The sequence below is a fragment of the Pantoea sp. CFCC18179 genome, assembly GCF_059412405.1.
Window position 1 is genome coordinate 1 of record NZ_JBNBPM010000004.1, and the last position, 19,397, is coordinate 19,397.

Annotated in this window: 13 protein-coding genes and 1 rRNA gene; 7 read left to right on the top strand and 7 right to left on the bottom strand. The window is 54.3% G+C overall.

Features of this window, described 5'->3' with window-relative positions; genetic code table 11:
- Window positions 1-175: 175 nt before the first annotated feature.
- Window positions 176-291, top strand: a 5S ribosomal RNA gene (gene rrf / locus ACPUC7_RS09585).
- A gap of 76 nt (window positions 292-367) precedes the next feature.
- Here the strand turns inward: rrf and ACPUC7_RS09590 are convergent.
- Genes ACPUC7_RS09590 through ACPUC7_RS09600 form a run of 3 tightly spaced genes read right to left on the bottom strand, consistent with a single transcriptional unit; the run spans window position 368 to window position 3,973 of the window.
- Entirely contained in the window at window positions 368-2,008 is a 1,641-nt protein-coding gene (locus ACPUC7_RS09590) for a M28 family peptidase (RefSeq protein WP_494922765.1), read from the bottom strand.
- Window positions 1,995-2,786, bottom strand: coding sequence for a transporter substrate-binding domain-containing protein (locus tag ACPUC7_RS09595; protein ID WP_494922766.1), 792 nt, complete (start codon window positions 2,784-2,786; stop codon window positions 1,995-1,997). Before ACPUC7_RS09595 ends, ACPUC7_RS09590 begins: the two co-directional genes overlap by 14 nt.
- On the bottom strand, window positions 2,783-3,973 hold the full coding sequence (locus tag ACPUC7_RS09600) for a M20 family metallopeptidase (RefSeq protein WP_494922767.1): 1,191 nt from the start codon (window positions 3,971-3,973) through the stop codon (window positions 2,783-2,785). Before ACPUC7_RS09600 ends, ACPUC7_RS09595 begins: the two co-directional genes overlap by 4 nt.
- A 170-nt stretch (window positions 3,974-4,143) precedes the next feature.
- On the opposite strand from ACPUC7_RS09600, the gene ACPUC7_RS09605 reads away from it, so the two are divergent.
- The 5 genes from ACPUC7_RS09605 (at window position 4,144) to aceK (ending at window position 11,037) form a co-directional block, all read left to right on the top strand.
- Window positions 4,144-4,995, top strand: coding sequence for a LysR family transcriptional regulator (locus tag ACPUC7_RS09605; protein ID WP_343552589.1), 852 nt, complete (start codon window positions 4,144-4,146; stop codon window positions 4,993-4,995).
- Between the two features lie 110 nt (window positions 4,996-5,105).
- Complete coding sequence (gene metA / locus ACPUC7_RS09610) at window positions 5,106-6,035, top strand: homoserine O-acetyltransferase MetA (protein ID WP_343552588.1); 930 nt, start codon at window positions 5,106-5,108, stop codon at window positions 6,033-6,035.
- Between the two features lie 262 nt (window positions 6,036-6,297).
- On the top strand, window positions 6,298-7,896 hold the full coding sequence (gene aceB, locus ACPUC7_RS09615) for a malate synthase A (protein WP_494922768.1): 1,599 nt from the start codon (window positions 6,298-6,300) through the stop codon (window positions 7,894-7,896).
- A 16-nt stretch (window positions 7,897-7,912) separates the two neighbouring features.
- On the top strand, window positions 7,913-9,214 hold the full coding sequence (gene aceA, locus ACPUC7_RS09620) for an isocitrate lyase (RefSeq protein ID WP_494922769.1): 1,302 nt from the start codon (window positions 7,913-7,915) through the stop codon (window positions 9,212-9,214).
- A gap of 89 nt (window positions 9,215-9,303) precedes the next feature.
- Entirely contained in the window at window positions 9,304-11,037 is a 1,734-nt protein-coding gene (aceK, locus tag ACPUC7_RS09625) for a bifunctional isocitrate dehydrogenase kinase/phosphatase (RefSeq protein ID WP_494922770.1), read from the top strand.
- Here aceK and iclR read toward each other — a convergent pair.
- Window positions 11,034-11,867, bottom strand: coding sequence for a glyoxylate bypass operon transcriptional repressor IclR (gene iclR, locus ACPUC7_RS09630; RefSeq protein WP_494922771.1), 834 nt, complete (start codon window positions 11,865-11,867; stop codon window positions 11,034-11,036). The two genes, aceK and iclR, sit on opposite strands and share 4 nt — an antisense overlap.
- A gap of 197 nt (window positions 11,868-12,064) precedes the next feature.
- Here iclR and metH point away from each other — a divergent pair, with 197 nt between their 5' ends.
- Complete coding sequence (gene metH / locus ACPUC7_RS09635; protein ID WP_494922772.1) at window positions 12,065-15,748, top strand: methionine synthase; 3,684 nt, start codon at window positions 12,065-12,067, stop codon at window positions 15,746-15,748.
- Between the two features lie 120 nt (window positions 15,749-15,868).
- Here the strand turns inward: metH and ACPUC7_RS09640 are convergent, their stop codons facing one another.
- Genes ACPUC7_RS09640 through ACPUC7_RS09650 form a run of 3 tightly spaced genes read right to left on the bottom strand, consistent with a single transcriptional unit; the run spans window position 15,869 to window position 19,340 of the window.
- Window positions 15,869-17,959 carry a YjbH domain-containing protein gene (locus ACPUC7_RS09640; protein ID WP_494922773.1) on the bottom strand — a complete coding sequence of 697 codons (2,091 nt, stop codon included), beginning with the start codon at window positions 17,957-17,959 and terminating at the stop codon, window positions 15,869-15,871.
- Entirely contained in the window at window positions 17,959-18,696 is a 738-nt protein-coding gene (locus tag ACPUC7_RS09645; protein ID WP_494922774.1) for a capsule biosynthesis GfcC family protein, read from the bottom strand. The genes ACPUC7_RS09640 and ACPUC7_RS09645 overlap by 1 nt, the downstream gene beginning before the upstream one ends.
- The gene (locus ACPUC7_RS09650) at window positions 18,693-19,340 is read right to left on the bottom strand and encodes a YjbF family lipoprotein (RefSeq protein ID WP_343552580.1); all 648 of its coding nucleotides are present in this window, start codon (window positions 19,338-19,340) and stop codon (window positions 18,693-18,695) included. The genes ACPUC7_RS09645 and ACPUC7_RS09650 overlap by 4 nt, the downstream gene beginning before the upstream one ends.
- Between the last annotated feature and the right edge of the window lie 57 nt (window positions 19,341-19,397).

Genomic DNA, 19,397 nt, shown 5'->3' on the forward strand with positions numbered 1-19,397 from the left:
ATAGGCCGGATGTGTAAGCGCAGCGATGCGTTGAGCTAACCGGTACTAATGACCCGTGAGGCTTAACCTTACAACGCCAGAGGCGTTTTTGAGAGACGCGAGTAGATTTTCAGCTTGTTTATGGATTGGTTCGCGTGGTTGCCTGAGGGTGACGGCGTGAATGAAACAGAATTTGCCTGGCGGCTTTAGCGCGGTGGTCCCACCTGACCCCATGCCGAACTCAGAAGTGAAACGCCGTAGCGCCGATGGTAGTGTGGGGTCTCCCCATGCGAGAGTAGGGAACTGCCAGGCATCAAATAAGTGAAGAAGCCCTGAACGAAAGTTCAGGGCTTTTTTACGTCTGAAATGCAGAGAGACACAGCAAAAATCAGCTAATTTCATGCAGGATTAGCTGCAAACTCAACGCAAACAGCTCGCATAAACGGTCACGCTGGCGAACGAATTGCGTTTCAAGCATCAGCCAATAGCGTTCGCTACAATTTTCTTGCCGGTGACCGCGCAATAATTGCAAACCGGGAAAGGCCCCGCCATTGAAGCTCAGGTCGGGATGAAAATCATCAGATGCGCGATAGCGAGCGCGATGCCACAATCCAAACGCCTTCCTAGATACTTTTTTTGATCCCATTACAAGAATCAAACGTTCCAATAAAACATCAATCGGCTGTAACGAAAAAGCGGGATCGATCTCATGCTGCAACTGCGTCAATGCGGAACGTAGCTGATGCAAATAGTTTGGAGCATCAAGCGGAAGCACTTCATCCATCAATAAAGCATCCAGCCAATGCTGATGAATCTGCACATCGCGCCATAGATGGGCATCATCAACTTTATCCAAGGTATCCTGTTCGGTATGCCACCACCATCTGCCGCCACTTCCTGGTGAAAGTGAGGATCGCAGCGCAGGCTCTTCGCGCAGTGCGAAATGTAACGGAATATCGACGCCCCAAAACGATTGATCGCCACCTTTACCCAGCGGGGAAATACGTGAGGCTGACAAACCTGTCACCTTTTCTACTGCCTGGTTCAGCCAGCTAACGGACTCCGCACCGCTGGCATTGATCACTACTTCGCTGCCGCCGACACAGCCAGGTGAATCAACATTGATATGCGCCACACAGAGATTAACCAGCTCATCACGAAAATGATCGGCATACCAACTGGAGCCGGCATAACGACCATTAGAGTGTCCCGGCCAGAAAGCGATGCGCAAGCCACGTCGCAGCTGCCCTGGATTTTGAGCATAATGCAGTGCCAACGCCAGACACAGCGCATTGCCGGTTGCATTATCGGTCACGCCTTGATGCCAGGAATCGTAATGGCTGGAGAGCAGAACAAACTCCTCAGTTTCTCCGGGCAGCTCAATAATCGGCAGTGAACAGCGTGCGACATGTTCATGCAATACTGTAATGATGTTCGCTCGTAGCGGTTGCTGCATACGATCAAGCAACGCTTTGCCATCCTGCTGATTAATGCCAATAACCGGAAGAGTGGGATAGCGCAGCACATCATCGGGAACCGGTGATCCCCAAATTGGGCCGACAGTTTCTTCATGCAGCGCACTCTCCGCGGAGCCCCAAATATGAATCAAACCCGCGGCACCCGCCTGCATCAACCGCTGAACGTAGTCTTCATATCCTTGATCAGCAACGACAATTTTTCCTTTTACACGGTTTTCCCACTCCGTTCGCTCACAATCCGCGATAAAAGTCAGTGCACGATCGTCATACATCAACTCGGCTTCGACACCTTGCGGACAATGCGCAGAGAAGGAACGCGTTTTCGCTGGAATATGCCAATCGGGATCGCGATTTAGAGTTAACGAAGCCGACAGCGGATCGCTTAACCACAATCGACAATATTCGCGACGAAAGGGAATCTGCCGCTGCTGCAAAAAGTCACATAGCCAGTCAATGCTGTGTTCGGCATCAGCACTACCCGATAAGCGATGCCAATGCTGGAACTTCTCCAGTAATTGCCGCATCGCCAGCTGTAACTCATTGGGCGACATCGCGCGTCACCTTCATTTCCAGAGCGCCGAAATAGTGCTGCTTAATCTTCTCCCATGTGCCATCCGCCATGATTTTCGCCAGCCCTTCATTCAGCAGTTTTTGTGTTTTTTCATCATCCTTACGCACGCCATAAGCCGAACCGATGCTGAATAATTTATCATCACGCACTTCAGGCCCGGTCAGCGCAAAATCCTTACCTTCTGGTTTATTCAGAAAACCAAAGGTAACCGCAACGCCCGGACTCAATGCGCCATCCAACCGTCCCGCGGCAAGATCCTGGTAAATCACATCCTGATCGGGATACATCACGATATCGACGCCTTTAGGTGCCCAGAATTTATTGGCATACATCTCCTGAATCGAACCTTGCTGAACCGCGATGCGCTTACCGACCAGTGAAGCGATGTCTGGCTGCAGATTGCTACCTTTATGCGCGACCAATTTTGTCGGGATATGGTAGATAAAATCGCTGAAATCGATCGATTTACGGCGTTTCTCAGTAGCGCCAAGTGGGGAAATGAAATCGACTTTTTTCGCCATCAAAGAGGGAATTTCCGCATCAAAACTACTTACTACGTATTCACATTTCACCTGTACGGCCTGGCAAACAGCATTGGTAATATCGATTTCAAAGCCGGTTGGCGTGCCATTTTGATCGCGAAACTGAAACGGTGGATAGCTGAGATCTGCGCCAACGCGCAGTGTTTCGCCGGCAGCGAATGCCTGACTAGCCAGCGCGAGTGATAAGGTTGCCAGCAAGGTTAAGCCTGTATTCATAATGATTCTCCAGCAGAATGATGGGCGTTATGCCAGCGAGTAAATTCCTGGCGCACGGCCTGAAGATGTTGGGGGGATTGCAAATCAAAAGCGGTCATCGCCAGCGCTTTGGCGGCATTCAACATCGCCTCAATACCTGATTCCGATGCTGCTGCAATGGCGAATTCCGGCGTGTGTGGGATCACATCGCCAATGCGTAAATAGGGGTGAATGGCGGCGGTCAGCTGGCTAACGTTGCCGATGTCCGATGAACCCACGCCACCGCGCTCGGGTGCCGCTTCGGCGGTCAGCCCTAAATGTTCGATGTTGTGCTGAAAAAGCGCCGCCAATGCTTGATTGTTATTACGTTCGGCATAGGTCAGGCCTTCTTCGATCTCAATACGCGCTCCGCTCATCGCAGCGGCAGCATTAGCCGCTGCAAACACTTTCTGTCGCACGGTTTGTAATCCACCGACGGTTGCCGCGCGCATTAAGAATTTCGCTTCGGCATAGGCTGGAACGATGTTGGTGGCATCACCGCCGTGGGTGATGATGCCGTGCACGCGCACGTCATCAGTGAAGAACTGGCGCAGGGCATTGATGCCAACAAAGGTCTGAATTACCGCATCCAGCGCGCTAACACCCAGATGAGGCGCGGATGCCGCATGTGCCGCCTTGCCATAGAATTTGAATACCGCATCAACACAGGCTAATGCGCCGCGCGTCACCATATTTTTCTCACGTGGATGGAACATCATCACCGCATCAACATCAGAGAAAATGCCCTGATCCGCCATGATAATTTTCCCGCCGCCTTCCTCTTCAGCCGGCGTGCCAATCACTTCCAAACAGCCGCTTGGCCACTGGCCGCTTTGTACCAGCGCCAATGCCGCGGTAACTGAAGCAGTACCAATCAGGTTGTGCCCGCAGGCGTGGCCTAAATCGGGCAGCGCGTCATACTCGGCCAGCAGCGCAATGTGCGGTCCAGCTTTGCCAGTGTCGTAGCGCGCACGAAACGCAGTTTCCATGCCAGCCAATGGCTGAGTAATTTCAAATCCCGCCTCGCGCAGAGGTTGCTGCAAAGCGGCTGCCGAACGATGTTCTTTAAAACTGAGTTCGGGATGGGCGTGAATATCGCGAGCCAGTCGCGTCATCGCTGCGCTTAACTGACTCACGGCATAAATAATTTTTTCTTTCTGCTCTGACATAGCGCACCTGCAATCCATCTCTCACCATTGTGGTGCGAGTAATGCTTTGAATTAAAATGTATTGTTCAGATATAAACCTCTGCGTCACAAATTCCCAATTGAGCTTTTTTATTGCTTGCTCGCTGTTGGCAAAAATTATTTTATGGATGGCAACGTAGCGGGAGATGGCGATGAACGAAAAAGATTGGCTGATCATTCATACGGTGTGGCAGCACCAGAATGTCACGCGTGCAGCAGAACAGCTTTTCACCTCGCAACCGGCGCTAAGTTATCGTCTCAAGCAAATAGAACGTAAGTTGGGTGTGGCACTGTTTGAAGAGAGCGGGCGTCAGCTGGTATTCAGCGCGCAAGGTCGATATCTGGCACAGCATGCGGCGAAAATGCTCAATGAATCGCAGTTGCTGCGACAAACCTTGCAAAGCCTGACGCAGCCGCGCCAGGGCGAGTTGCGCCTTGGTGTCACCAGCAATTATGCGGCTTATCGCCTGCCGGAAATTCTCGCGCGCTTTAGCACGCAGCACAGCGGTATTCGCGTTAACCTGGTTAGCGGCCTGAGCGAAGAGATGTACCAGAAGCTACAGCGGGAAGAGGTCCATGCTGCGCTGGTCAAAGACGACTATCATTGGCGCGATGGCAAACGCTTGGTCGACGTTGATGACTATTGGCTGGTGAGCCAGCAACCGCTTGATCTGCGCCTATTACCGCAATTGCCGCAGATTCGCATCAATCATGGTGGTCATATCACCCATCTGATTGAGCGATGGTGGAATGCGAATTTCACATTGGCTCCGCGTGTCGCAATGCAAGTGGACAAGCTGGAAGTGTGTCTGGCGATGGTGGAGCGTGGTCTTGGATATGCCATCGTTTCGAGCTATCAACCCTTGTCGGATCGCTTGTGTTGCCAGCCATTGCAGGTTGCGGGTGAAACGCTGAAAAGCCGCACCTGGCTGCTGTATCGACATGCCAGCAGCGAAGCATCGGTGATTCAGCCATTCGTCGAGATGTTTGCCGATTTAAGCTGAAACATTTTCATATTCCGCATGAAGACTCGACATTCACAAAGCACCAGGCTAATGTCGGGCATCTGGATGTCTAAACGTTTATACGGTTATAAGTAAGAGGTGAGTAGGTTATGCCAATCAGGATTCCCGACGAATTACCGGCAGTGAATTTCTTGCGTGATGAAAACGTCTTTGTCATGACGTCCTCGCGCGCCAGTGTTCAGGAAATCCGTCCGCTTAAAGTGCTGATTCTTAACCTGATGCCGAAGAAAATCGAAACGGAAAATCAGTTTCTTCGCCTGCTTTCCAACTCGCCGCTACAGATTGATGTGCAGCTGCTGCGCATTGATAGCCGTGAATCACGCAACACGCCGAGCGAGCATCTGAACAACTTTTACTGCAATTTTGAAGACATCCAAAACGACAACTTCGATGGCTTGATTGTCACGGGTGCGCCGCTGGGATTGGTGGATTTCAATGATGTTGCCTATTGGCCGCAGATCCAGCGCGTGTTGCACTGGGCGAAAGAGCACGTCACTTCCACGCTGTTTGTCTGTTGGGCGGTACAAGCGGCGCTCAACATCTTGTATGGCATTCCAAAGCAAACGCGTCAGAACAAATTATCTGGCGTCTACGAACATCAGATTCTGCATCCTCATGCGTTGCTAACGCGCGGTTTTGATGACAATTTCCTCGCGCCGCACTCCCGATACGCTGATTTCCCCAGCCAGTTGATTCGCGATTACACCGATCTGGAACTGTTTGCGGAATCGGAAGCCACCGGCGCCTATTTGATGGCGAGCAAAGACAAGCGTTTGGCCTTTGTCACCGGCCATCCAGAGTACGATGCGTTAACGCTTTCAGGTGAATACCATCGCGATTACGATGCGGGCCTGCATCCGGACGTACCGTTTAACTACTTCCCGCACGATAATCCAGAACTGCCGCCGCGCGCCAGCTGGCGCAGCCACGGTAACTTGCTGTTTTCCAACTGGCTCAACTACTACGTTTATCAGATCACGCCATTCGATCTGCGCCATATGAATCCATCGCTCGAATAATCAACAGCAAAACAGATCCTGCCGCGACAACCGCAATTGTCGCGGCTTTTTTTTGCCTGAAATTCACCATTGGAATGCATTGCCTTTAATTCGAGAGATTAAATTAAATAATAATCAATGATATAAATCATCTAAACCATAAAAATGGAAATAGTTTTTGAAAATAAAATAAAAATCATTATGCTCTGATCTTGCAGGTTAAAAATCACCCTACATCCGGATCCGATCGTAAAGCGAAGGATCAACACAGGAGGCAGCCCGCATGACAGACTCGGTTATCAGCAATACGCTAACCTTCAGCCAGCCCTTTACCCACGCGGAAAAGCAGCTGCTTACCCCAGAAGCCATCGACTTTCTGCACGCGTTAGTGGTGCGTTTTGCGCCCGAGCGCGAACGGCTGCTCAAAGCGCGCCAGCAACGTCAGCAACGTTACGATCAAGGCGAATTGCCGGGCTTTAATTCGGAAACTACTTCCATTCGCGAAAGTGAATGGCAAGTGCGCCCGATTCCACAACTGCTGCAAGATCGCCGCGTCGAGATCACCGGGCCACCGGATCGCAAAATGGTGATCAACGCGTTGAATGCCAACGTCAATGTCTTCATGGCGGACTTCGAAGATTCGCTGGCACCGACCTGGCAGAAGCTGATCGATGGGCAATTAACTTTGCGCGATGCGGTTAACGGCACGCTGAGCTTCACCAGCGACACTGGCAAGATCTATCAGTTGCGTGCCAATCCGGCGTTGCTGATGTGCCGCGTGCGTGGTTTGCATCTCAACGAAAAACATGTGGAGTGGCGTGACCGCGCGATTCCCGGCGGACTGTTTGACTTCGCCATGTACCTGTTTACCAACGTGGAAGCGCTGCTGGAGAAGGGCCACGCACCGTGGTTTTATCTGCCGAAAACCGAGCATGCGGCGGAAGTGGCGTGGTGGCGTGAGATCTTCCGTTTTAGTGAAGATCGCTTCGATCTGCCGCGCGGCACCATCAAAGCCACGGTATTGATCGAAACGCTGCCTGCGGTATTCCAGATGGATGAGATCCTATGGGAACTGCGCGATCACGTCGTCGGCCTGAATTGTGGGCGCTGGGATTACATCTTCAGCTACATCAAAACGCTGGGCCAACATCCGGATCGCATCCTGCCGGATCGCCAGCAAATCAGCATGGATCAACCGTTCCTCGATGCCTATTCGCGTTTACTGATTCGAACCTGTCATCGCCGTGGCGCATTGGCGATGGGCGGCATGTCGGCGCTGATTCCGAGCAAAGACGCCGAGCGCAATTTATGGGTGACGCAGAAAGTGCAGGAAGACAAAGCGCGTGAAGCCAGCAATGGTCACGATGGCACTTGGGTGGCGCATCCTGGTTTGGCTGACATTGCGATGGAGGAGTTTGACCGTCGTCTCGGCGATCATCCCAACCAGCTGCATATCACGCGTGAGCAAGATGCACCGATCACCGCCGAACGTCTGCTGGCACCTTGCCGTGGCAAACGCACTGAAGCGGGCATGCGCGCCAACATTCGCGTGGCGCTGCAATATCTGGAAGCGTGGATCAGCGGCAACGGCTGCGTGCCGATTGATGGCTTGATGGAGGACGCCGCAACCGCCGAAATCGCCCGCACTTCCATCTGGCAATGGATTCATCACAAACAAATTCTCAGCGATGGTCAACCGGTTACCGTGGCGCTGTTTGAACGCTTACTGGCCGAAGAATTACAAACATTGCAACACAGCCTGGGTGAAGAACGTTGCCGTAACGGACGTTTCGACGATGCCGCCGCGCTGATGGCGCAAATCACTACTGATGATGAACTGGTTTCTTTCCTCACTCTGCCGGGCTACCGCCTGCTGCCTTGAATTTGGAGATAGTGCTATGAATCGTACGCAACTGATAAAACAACTGGAATCAAGCTGGACCGACGCGCGCTGGCAGGGAATTACTCGTCCATACAGCGCTGAGGATGTGATAAATCTGCGCGGGTCGGTCAATCCGGCGTGCACGCTGGCGGAACGCGGTGCCACCAAGTTGTGGTCGCTGCTGAATGGCGAATCCAGCAAAGGCTACATCAACAGTCTTGGCGCATTAACCGGCGGCCAGGCGGTACAGCAGGCGAAAGCCGGCATTGAGGCGATTTACCTTTCTGGCTGGCAAGTGGCGGCGGATGCCAATCTGGCCGGGCAAATGTATCCCGATCAATCGCTGTATCCGGTCAATTCCGTGCCGAACGTGGTGGAGCGTATCAATCAAAGCTTCCAGCGTGCCGACCAAATTCAGTGGGCCAGCGGCGTATCGCCGGAAGATGACGATTTCATTGATTATTTCCTGCCGATTGTCGCCGATGCTGAAGCGGGCTTTGGCGGCGTGCTCAACGCCTTCGAGCTGATGAAATCGATGATTCAGGCCGGTGCTGGAGCGGTGCATTTTGAAGACCAACTGGCGGCGGTGAAAAAGTGCGGCCACATGGGCGGCAAAGTGTTAGTGCCGACCCAGGAAGCGATTCAGAAGCTGGTGGCGGCGCGCCTGGCAGCAGACGTCATGAACGTGCCAACGGTGTTAATTGCGCGCACTGATGCCGATGCCGCCGATCTGATCACCTCCGATTGCGATCCACGCGATTCAGCGTTTATCACCGGCGAACGCACTGCCGAAGGTTTCTTCCGCACCCATGCGGGCATTGAACAGGCTATCAGTCGCGGCTTGTCGTATGCGCCGTATGCCGATGTGTTATGGTGCGAAACCTCAACGCCAGATCTTGAACTGGCGCAGCGCTTTGCCGATGCGATCCACGCGCAATATCCCGGCAAGCTGTTGGCCTACAACTGTTCGCCATCGTTTAACTGGAAGAAGAATCTCGACGATCGCACCATCGCACGATTCCAGCAGGCGCTGAGCGACATGGGCTATCGCTTCCAGTTCATCACGCTGGCGGGCATTCACAGCATGTGGTTCAACATGTTCGATCTGGCGCACGCCTATGCGCAAGGTGAAGGCATGCGCCATTACGTCGAGAAAGTGCAGCAGCCGGAATTTGCCGCGCGCGACAAAGGTTACACCTTCTCCTCGCATCAACAGGAAGTCGGCACCGGTTACTTTGATCGCATCACCAACGTGATTCAGGGCGGCCAATCCTCTGTGACCGCCTTAACCGGTTCCACCGAAGCCTCGCAGTTCTAACCGCCAGCCGGTGCGCATTGCACCGCACTTCGTCGGGTCGCCATTCTTGGCGACCGCTTTTCTGGCAAACCGATAGCGGAGCGTTACCGATGACCCCAAGAGAATCGCTGATCGCCCATACCATTTTGCAAGGTTTCGACGCGCAGTATGGTCGCTTTCTGGATATCACCGCTGGCGCACAGCAGCGCTTCGAACAGGCCGATTGGCATGCGGTACAACAGGCGATGAAAGCGCGTATCCATCTTTACGATCACCACGTTGGCTTGGTCACCCATCAACTGCGCATTCTTAATGACACTTCAAGTTGGGATGAAGCGTTTTGGCTGCGCGTCAAAAGCCATTATGAAACCTTGTTGCCGGGTTATCCGCGCCATGAAATCGCCGAGAGTTTCTTTAATTCGGTCTATTGTCGGCTACAAGGTCACAGCCATTTGTCTCCCGAACGCTTATTTATCTTCCCGTCGCAGCCGTATGCACCGGCGCCTGATGCACAGCGGCCGCTGTCACGTTTGTATCGCCCGCAACAAAGCTGGCAGGAAACCTTGTGCCAGGTGCTGAACGACATTCCGTTGCGATTAACGTGGCAGGATCAAACCCGCGATATCGGTTGGATTGTGCGCCATCTGCACGAGCAGTTTGGTGCAGCGCAACTGGCGACGGCGACGCTGGATGTGGCGAGTGAACTGTTTTATCGCAATAAAACCGCGTGGATTGTGGCGCGTTTGCAATTAAGCAGCGGCATGGTGCCCTGTTTGCTGCCGATCCAGCGCGATGATGCCGGACGGTTGTGGATAGATACCTGTCTCACCGACAGCGATGACGCCAGCATTGTGTTTGGCTTCGCGCGCGCCTATTTCATGGTGTATGCGCCGGTACCGGCCGCGCTGGTGGCGTGGCTGCAACCGATTCTGCCGGGCAAAACCGTGGCTGAACGTTACATGGCGATTGGCTGCCAGAAGCACGGCAAAACCGAATGTTATCGCGAATATCTGCACTATCTGGCGCACAGCCAGGAAGATTTCACCGTCGCGCCCGGCATTCGCGGCATGGTGATGATGGTGTTTACGCTGCCGGGTTTTGATCGCGTTTTCAAAGTGATTAAAGATCGCTTCGCGCCGCAAAAAGAGGTCACCGATGCGCAGGTGCGCGACTGTTATCGCATGGTCAAAGAGCACGATCGCGTTGGACGCATGGCCGATACCCAGGAATTCGAGCACTTCGCTATCCCGCGCGCGCGCATTCCGGCGGCCTTAATGGCAGAATTTGAGCGCGATATCCCGGAAAAGCTCGACGTGCGTGACGATGTGGTAATCATCCGTCATTTGTGGCTGGAGCGCCGCATGGAGCCGCTCAATCTGTGGCTGGCGCAAGCCACACCAGAACAGCGTCAGCATGCGATTGGTGAATACGGCGATGCGATTCGCCAACTGGCCGCGGCGAATATCTTCCCCGGCGACATGCTGTTTAAAAACTTCGGCATGACGCGGCATGGTCGCGTGGTGTTTTACGATTACGACGAAATTCGCCCGATGACCGAACTGATATTCCGCGATGTGCCGGCCGCGCGCTATGAAGAAGATGAGTTGCAGGCCGAGCCGTGGTACAGCGTTGGGCCAGATGATGTGTTCCCGGAAACCTTCCGCTACGCGCTGTGCAGCGAACCGGCGACCGGCAAATTACTGCAAGCGCTGCATCCGCAATTATTTGATGCCAACTGGTGGCGCGCGCTGCAAACGCGCATTCGACAAGGGCATATCGAAGAGGTGATTGCGTGGCGCGCCAGCCAGCGGTTTAGCGCGCGTTATGCCTCGGTAGCCGCTTAGCGGCCGGAGTAGGTTTGTGTCACCTGCTTGGCGGCGCGGATCACTAGCGCGCCAAGTTCGGTGATGCGGTCATCGGTCATGCGCGCAATCGGACCGGAAATCGAGATGGCGGCAAACGGTTCGCCATGTTCGTCATAGATCGGTGCAGCCACGCAGCGCAAACCCAGCGCGTGTTCTTCATCATCGTGTGAAAAGCCCATCTTACGAATCAACGCCAGATTTTCCTTCAGGCTGTGCGGTGAGATCAGCGTTTTTGGCGTGTAATGATGCAGCCCTTTTTGATGCAGCAGCGCCGTCACTTGCTCATCGCTGAGATGTGCCAGAAACGCTTTGCCCGCGCCGGACGCGTGCATCGGCAACTTGCCGCCAATCGGTGCCGACATGCGCATCAGTTGCGTACATTGCACCTGATCGATAATCACTGCCTGATAATCGCTGAGATCCAGCACCGCCAGATTCACCGTCTCGCCCGCATCTTCCATCAGCTTGCGCAGTACCGGATGCACAATCGCCAGCAAGTTGCGGCTTTGCAGGAAGCTGCTGCCGACCACAAACGCATGTGAACCAATGGTCCACAAACCCAAATCGCCGACCTGATGGACAAAACCTTGTTGCTGCATGGTGGTGAGTAAACGGTGAGTGGTGGAATTGGGCAAACCGGCCTGTTGCGCCAGTTCGGTTAATGCCACGCTGCCGTGTGATTCAGCAATCAATTCCAGCAAACGCAGGCCGCGCGTTAAAGATTGGACTTGTCCGCCAACGGGCGCGCTGGCGGTGGTCGTTGTAGCACGAGGTTTCTTGCCGCGTTTCGCGGGCACGGGGGTTGCCATAACGTCTCCAATTCGCATCAATGCTGGAAACCATTTTCGTTTTTAACGCTATTAATGCAAACGCTGACTTTCTGGTCAGACCTGTAGGGCGTTATTCCTGAAAATGTCTCATCTACCCTGACTTTTGCTCATCTAAAAGTTGTGCCAGTATGTCTGGCTGGCATATTAGCCAACGCAATGACGTGGATGGGGCAAGAGTGAGCACTAAAACAGAAATGCTGCAACAGCAGCTGGCGCAACGCATCATGATTCTGGACGGTGGCATGGGCACCATGATCCAGAGTTATAAACTGAGTGAGCAGGATTTCCGTGGCAGTCGCTTTGCCGATTGGCCATCCGATTTGAAAGGCAACAACGACTTGTTGGTGCTAACCAAACCGGAGGTGATTCGCGAAATCCATGATGCCTATCTCGCCGCGGGCGCGGACATTCTGGAAACCAACACCTTCAACTCCACCACCATTGCGATGGCCGATTACGCGATGGAAGCGATATCCGCCGAAATCAACTTCGAAGCCGCTAAACTGGCGCGCGCCAGTGCTGATGCCTGGACGGCGAAAACGCCGGATCGCCCACGCTACGTCGCAGGCGTATTAGGCCCAACCAACCGCACCTGCTCCATTTCGCCAGATGTTAACGATCCTGCTTTCCGTAATGTCACCTTTAATCAGCTGGTGGAAGCCTATCGCGAATCCACTCATGCGCTGATTGCCGGTGGTTCCGACATCATCATGATTGAAACGGTGTTCGATACCTTGAACGCCAAAGCGGCGATTTACGCGGTAAAAGCCGAGATGGACGCGATGGGCGTTGACCTGCCGCTGATGATCTCCGGCACCATCACCGATGCTTCTGGCCGCACGCTTTCCGGGCAAACCACCGAAGGTTTCTACAACTCGCTGCGCCACGCCGATGCGCTGTCGTTCGGCCTCAACTGTGCGTTGGGACCAGATGAACTGCGTCAATATGTGGCCGAGTTATCGCGCATTGCTGAAGGCTACGTTACCGCGCACCCGAATGCCGGTTTGCCCAACGCCTTTGGCGAATACGATCTTGATGCGGCGATCATGGCGGAACAAATTGGCGAATGGGCGCGTTCCGGCTTCCTGAATATTATCGGCGGTTGCTGCGGTACTACGCCGGAACACATTGCCGCGATGGCGGCGGCGGTGGAAGGCGTTGCGCCACGCCAATTGCCAGACATTCCCGTTGCTTGCCGTTTGGCGGGTCTTGAACCACTGAACATTCAGGCCGATTCGCTGTTCGTCAACGTCGGTGAACGTACCAACGTCACCGGTTCGGCGAAATTTAAGCGCCTGATTAAAGAAGAGAAGTACAACGAGGCGTTGGATGTGGCGCGTCAACAGGTTGAGAACGGTGCGCAAATCATCGATATCAACATGGATGAAGGCATGCTGGATGCGGAAGCGGCGATGGTGCGCTTCCTCAACCTGATTGCCGGTGAACCAGACATCGCGCGCGTGCCAATCATGATCGACTCCTCGAAATGGGAAGTGATCGAAAAAGGTCTGCAATGCATTCAGGGCAAAGGCATCGTCAACTCGATCTCAATGAAAGAGGGCGTTGAGCCGTTCATTGAGCATGCGCGTAAAGTGCGTCGTTACGGCGCGGCGATGGTGGTGATGGCGTTTGATGAGGTCGGCCAGGCCGATACGCGCGCGCGCAAAATCGAAATCTGCCGCCGCGCCTACAAGATCCTCACCGAAGAAGTCGGTTTCCCGCCCGAAGACATCATTTTCGACCCGAATATTTTTGCCGTTGCCACCGGGATTGAAGAGCACAACAACTACGCGATGGACTTCATCGGCGCGTGTGAAGACATTAAGCGCGAACTGCCGCACGCGATGATTTCCGGCGGCGTGTCTAACGTGTCGTTCTCATTCCGCGGTAACGAACCGGTGCGAGAAGCGATTCACGCAGTGTTCCTCTATTACGCCATCCGCAACGGCATGGACATGGGCATCGTCAACGCCGGTCAGCTGGCGATTTATGATGATTTGCCAGCCGAGCTGCGCGATGCAGTAGAAGACGTGATTCTCAACCGCCGCGAAGATGGCACCGAACGTCTGTTAGAACTGGCGGAAAAATATCGCGGCAACAAAAGCGATGGCGAGCAGGAAAAACAGCAGGCGGAATGGCGCAGTTGGGACGTGGTAAAACGTCTGGAGTATTCGCTGGTAAAAGGCATTACCGAATTTATTGAGCTGGATACCGAAGAAGCGCGTCAGGGCTTTGAACGTCCGATTCAGGTGATTGAAGGGCCGCTGATGTCCGGCATGAACGTGGTTGGCGACCTATTCGGCGAGGGCAAAATGTTCCTGCCGCAGGTGGTGAAATCAGCGCGCGTGATGAAGCAAGCGGTGGCGTACCTCGAACCTTACATCGAAGCCAGCAAAGAAGCCGGGCGCAGCAACGGTAAGATCGTGCTGGCAACGGTCAAAGGCGATGTGCACGACATCGGCAAAAACATCGTTGGCGTGGTGCTGCAATGCAACAACTACGAAATCATCGATCTTGGCGTGATGGTGCCGAGCGACAAAATCCTTAAAACCGCGATTGCTGAGAATGCCGATATCATCGGGCTTTCCGGTTTGATCACGCCGTCGCTGGATGAAATGGTCAATGTGGCGAAAGAAATGGAGCGTCAGGGCTTCACCATTCCGCTGCTGATTGGCGGCGCAACGACTTCCAAAGCGCATACCGCAGTGAAAATCGAGCAGAACTACAGCGGCCCAACCGTGTATGTGCAGAACGCCTCGCGCACCGTTGGCGTGGTGTCTTCGCTGCTGTCTGACACATTGAAAGAAGATTTCGTGGCGCGCACGCGCAAAGAGTACGACACGGTGCGTATTCAGCACGGACGTAAAAAGCCGCGCACGCCGCCGGTCAGCTTACAAACCGCGCGCGACAACGATTACGCCATCGATTGGGAAAGCTACACGCCGCCGGTGGCGCATCGCCTTGGTGTCAGCCCAGTGGAAGCCAGCATTGAAACGCTGCGTAATTACATCGACTGGACGCCATTCTTTATGACCTGGTCGCTGGCGGGCAAATATCCGCGCATCCTCGAAGATGAAGTGGTGGGCGAGGAAGCCAAGCGTCTGTTTGCCGATGCCAACGCGATGCTGGATATGCTGAGCAGCACGGGCACGCTCAATCCACGCGGCGTGGTGGGGATTTTCCCGGCTAACCGTGTGGGCGATGACATCGAAATCTACAGCAATGAGAATCGCAACGAAGTGTTGTGCGTTAGCCATCACTTGCGCCAGCAAACCGAAAAAACCGACTTCGCCAACTATTGCCTCGCTGACTTCGTGGCCCCGAAATCCAGCGGTAAAGCGGATTATCTCGGTGCGTTTGCAGTGACCGGCGGGTTGGAAGAGGATGCGTTGGCCGAGGCGTACGATCAGCAGCACGATGATTACAACAAAATCATGGTGAAAGCGGTGTCGGATCGCCTGGCTGAAGCCTTTGCCGAGTATCTGCACGAGCGCGTGCGCAAGGTTATTTGGGGCTTTGCTGCCCATGAAAATCTCAGTAACGAAGAGCTGATTCGCGAGAATTATCAGGGCATTCGTCCGGCGCCAGGTTATCCGGCTTGCCCGGAACACACCGAGAAAGCGCCGATCTGGCAGTTGCTGGATGTGGAAAAGCATACCGGCATGAAGCTCACCGAATCTTTCGCCATGTGGCCGGGCGCAGCGGTTTCCGGCTGGTACTTCAGCCATCCTGAAAGCAAATATTTCGCCGTAGCGCAGATTCAGCGCGATCAGGTGGAAGATTACGCCGCGCGTAAAGGCATGAGCGTCAGTGAAGTCGAGCGTTGGTTAGCGCCAAACCTCGGTTACGACGCGGACTAAATCAATCCAAAATCCGCACAATTCTCCGTAGGGTCGCCATTCATGGCGACCTTTTTAATAACCGCACCAATGAAAAGGGCGGCATAAATGCCGCCCCTACGATTAAGACTTTACAATCAATTAATTAAATCGCGCATCGCGATCTGACGTCAGATCATACAGCTGATATTTGCGTCCCAACATCTGGCCACCATCACGCGTCAACGGCACCCAATTGACCTGCGCACGACCACGGGTTGGCGTCACGGTAAACAGATCCATCGGCACCGAAATATAGAAGCCTTTGGTAAAAGTACCCTCGCCATACTGCTCGGCAGAAACGTTGGTTTTGGTGGCGTAGAAGCCGACCATAATGCCGCTGTCGAAGCGCTTCGACACATCCACCGTCACACCTTTATCTTTCGCCAGATACTGCCCAACGCTGGCTTTTACCAACACATCCTGCATAAACCACGGACGCCAATACGCCGTCAGATTACCGGTTGGCGCTTTGTAATCGGTGAACTGCATCATGTTGTCCCAATCACGCTGCTTCACGTAGTTGGCATCCACACCAAAGGCCCAGTTGCTATCCACCGGACGATACAACACTTCGCCACCGACGCCGCCGTACATGGTTTCCAGATAACCGCCGTAAAGCTGGCCGTAGAAGCCGTTGCCGAGATAGCCCATGTAGTTGGCTTGCAGATCGTTGACGTAAACGTTGTTCTCAACGTAGTCGCGGATGTGCGTACGCACGCGCGGCAAGGTGGAATCCGCTGGTGCGCCGTTGTAGTTGAACTTGTCGTAGTTATTGGCGAGGTTGCCGAATACGCTGCCGCCGACCAACAGGTGGTCGGTAAGCCAGTAATCGACGTTGCCCATCACGCCAACCTGATACATGTAGAAGCTTTCTGGCCCGCCCACCGACTGATTCAGCACCGGCGACAGGCTGTAATTCAGGCGATCTTTGCGGATAAAGAAGCCTTGCTCGGTAGCGCCCGCATCAACCGGATTCTCACGCGTTTGTTGCAGTGGCTGCTCATGTCCCAGCGGATAACCTGCCAGCTCATTATGCAAGCTCTCAACGTTGGTGCGTGTCGTTACCTGCGGCATATTAAAGCGCGACTCGGTGACATCAATGGTATCGATGCCAGCAGGCAGGTTATTCATCACAATACGATTGGCGCGATCAACGCCTTCACGCGTGTCGCGATATTTGTTTTGCTCGCCAGAAACATACAAGGTGCTGCCTTTGGTCTGAATGCGCGGGCCGTTCAAACCGGCGTTGTACTTCAGATCGGTCAGCTGATTCGCCACCACCGTTGGCTGCAACAAATTGCCCTGCGGCTGCGGATTGTATGCCGGTTTGGCGCTGTCGATATGCGACTGGTGCAGATCGTTGAAGTTGGTGCGCAACGTGAAGCCGAACATAAAGGTGTTGCCGCGTTCGTAGCTGGCGTTGATATCCGCCCAATCGGTAAGACGATAAATCGCACCGACGTTGACCTTGCTACGCTGCTCCAGACGACCGGCAAAGTCATCCTGATAATCGTTGCCTTCATATTCCAGCTTGAGGCGCAGCGGCTGCCACGGCGTTTGATATTCCACGCCGCCAAACAGCGCTGCCGGGCCGTGGAACATCTGTGAACCGTTGATGGTGCCGGTTTCGCCGCCGCCGGTGCGCGTACAGAAACTGTCGCTGTAGGAGCAGAACGGGTTCTTAATCGTGCCGCTGTTGCCGAGATATCCCCAACCAATACCGAGGCTGAAATCGAACGGTCCCCACGCTTTGCTGGCCACCAGATATTCGCTGTCGAACAAGCCGGTGCCGCCCAAATCGCGCGAACCAAACGCCACTTCTGGCAACCAATAGCTCTCTTGCCACAGACGCAATTTGAGATCGAAAGCTTTGTCTTTATAGCTTTGGTTGCCACTAAAACCTTCTACCGCACTGTAGCGACGGGTACGCACATCGGTATAACGCACGGTGGTTTCCAGCCACGGGAACAGCTGCATTGAGGCTGAATAGTAGCGATATTGGTCGTTATCGCGGAAGTTGACGCTAAATTCGCCCTCTTTTGCCATACGCGCGGTGGGCGTTTGCATCAATCCCACGCCACCGAAATCGGATTGCGAAGGGCCGACCGGATCCGGCCAGGTTTCCGCATGCACCTGGCAAGCGGCGGAAACAGAAGCAGCCAACAGGCTGAGAAGTAATTGTTTTTTCATCAGTCTGGTATCCGGTGAGTCAGAACGGAAAGCATGCGCTCATTCAAATCGCTGTGGCCCCAAGGCAGGCTCCATGAAGTGAATCCCAGCCAGATAATGCTGCCAGGTTCCACTTCGATGTGGCGATGATTCCAGTAAGCAATAGGCACTTGCTGCGTCTTACCGGACGGCGCAATCACCGTGGCAAAACTGCGTTCAGCACCGGACAAACGATCGTGTCCGTCGAGGTAATCACGCACTTCACGGCCCGGTTGCCAGCTCACTTTGCCGGGATTTTCCAACGCGCCAAGCACCAGCACCTGCGTAGGCTGCGTCAGGATGTAAAGGTCGTAGCTGCCTTGCAGCGTGCGGTTCGCTTGCGGGCGCAGGCGCACTTCATCGGGATCGAGCGACGTGAACTGGCGACCGGTAACCTGCGCCGCGCTGAGCTGGTGGATCACCGCGCCAATGGTAACAGCCAGCGACTCGCCGCTGTCGGCTTGCCAGACGCGCAGATCGGCCAGCAGTTGCTGCTGCTGTTGCTGCGCCACGGCGGTTGCACCCCGTTCAGCGATCACCGTACCCGGCCACCAACTGTGCAGCGCTGGGTTAGTCAGCAACTGGCTGAGATTCTGCGCATCATTGATTTGCAGCGTGTTTTTTCCCTGCACATCGTGCACGGTAACCTGGCTTGCAGCCAGCGCATGGCCTGCCGTCAGCAGCGCTAAAACGGCGAGCAGTGGCGTTATTTTTTTCATGATTTAGCCGGCTTCAGAATGGTGGTATCAACAGGGAATGCATCGGCAGCCAGCATCTGGTTGGCTTGCAGCACGCTGCCATCGCGGTTATCGATCCAGAAGGTGTTCTGCCATTCTGCACCGACGCTCTCCATGCGCACGGTTTCCTGCCACACGCGACACGGCACGCGTTCACCGGCGATATCCAGCACCGTATCGTCACCGCGTTGGAAGGTGGAGGTTGCGGTCGCCGCGCGCACTTTATCCTGCTCGCGCCACTGCACCACGCGCGTCCAGCTGGCACCGTTTTGCAGGTGCAGCGCATCGGCGAGCGGATCTTGCGCCAGGTTGCTGACGTCGGTGAGGTTGCTCGGCAAGCCCAGCGTTTTCACCAAACGGCCGTGCTGCATCACCAGCATGGCTTTGTCCTGGGTGATCCATTTCTGTTGGCCGTTTTCGTTGTAACCCAGCACCACGAAAATACGCGGTCCTTCATTAACGCGCGCGTACATGCTGGCGTAAGGCAGGTTGTTGACTTGTTCGTCGGTGACCGTGACATCATCCGGGCCGCTGATGGCCAGCTTCACGGTTTGTTCGAGGCCTTTTTGCGTTTGTGTGCAGGCCTGTAGCAACAGGCAAAGGAGTAGCAAAGAGAGTCGGCGCACTGTGTATCCCTGTCTAATCAAACCAAGCAAAAAATAACCACACGACTGTGTGGTTAT

Bases quoted from the DNA above. Each gene is read 5' to 3' on its own strand.
- iclR (WP_494922771.1), bottom strand. From the start codon at position 11,867: ATGGCAACCCCCGTGCCCGCGAAACGCGGCAAGAAACCTCGTGCTACA.
- ACPUC7_RS09590 (WP_494922765.1), bottom strand. From the start codon at position 2,008: ATGTCGCCCAATGAGTTACAGCTGGCGATGCGGCAATTACTGGAGAAG.
- ACPUC7_RS09605 (WP_343552589.1), top strand. From the start codon at position 4,144: ATGAACGAAAAAGATTGGCTGATCATTCATACGGTGTGGCAGCACCAG.
- ACPUC7_RS09595 (WP_494922766.1), bottom strand. From the start codon at position 2,786: ATGAATACAGGCTTAACCTTGCTGGCAACCTTATCACTCGCGCTGGCT.
- aceB (WP_494922768.1), top strand. From the start codon at position 6,298: ATGACAGACTCGGTTATCAGCAATACGCTAACCTTCAGCCAGCCCTTT.
- aceA (WP_494922769.1), top strand. From the start codon at position 7,913: ATGAATCGTACGCAACTGATAAAACAACTGGAATCAAGCTGGACCGAC.
- ACPUC7_RS09640 (WP_494922773.1), bottom strand. From the start codon at position 17,959: ATGAAAAAACAATTACTTCTCAGCCTGTTGGCTGCTTCTGTTTCCGCC.
- metA (WP_343552588.1), top strand. From the start codon at position 5,106: ATGCCAATCAGGATTCCCGACGAATTACCGGCAGTGAATTTCTTGCGT.
- ACPUC7_RS09600 (WP_494922767.1), bottom strand. From the start codon at position 3,973: ATGTCAGAGCAGAAAGAAAAAATTATTTATGCCGTGAGTCAGTTAAGC.
- ACPUC7_RS09645 (WP_494922774.1), bottom strand. From the start codon at position 18,696: ATGAAAAAAATAACGCCACTGCTCGCCGTTTTAGCGCTGCTGACGGCA.
- aceK (WP_494922770.1), top strand. From the start codon at position 9,304: ATGACCCCAAGAGAATCGCTGATCGCCCATACCATTTTGCAAGGTTTC.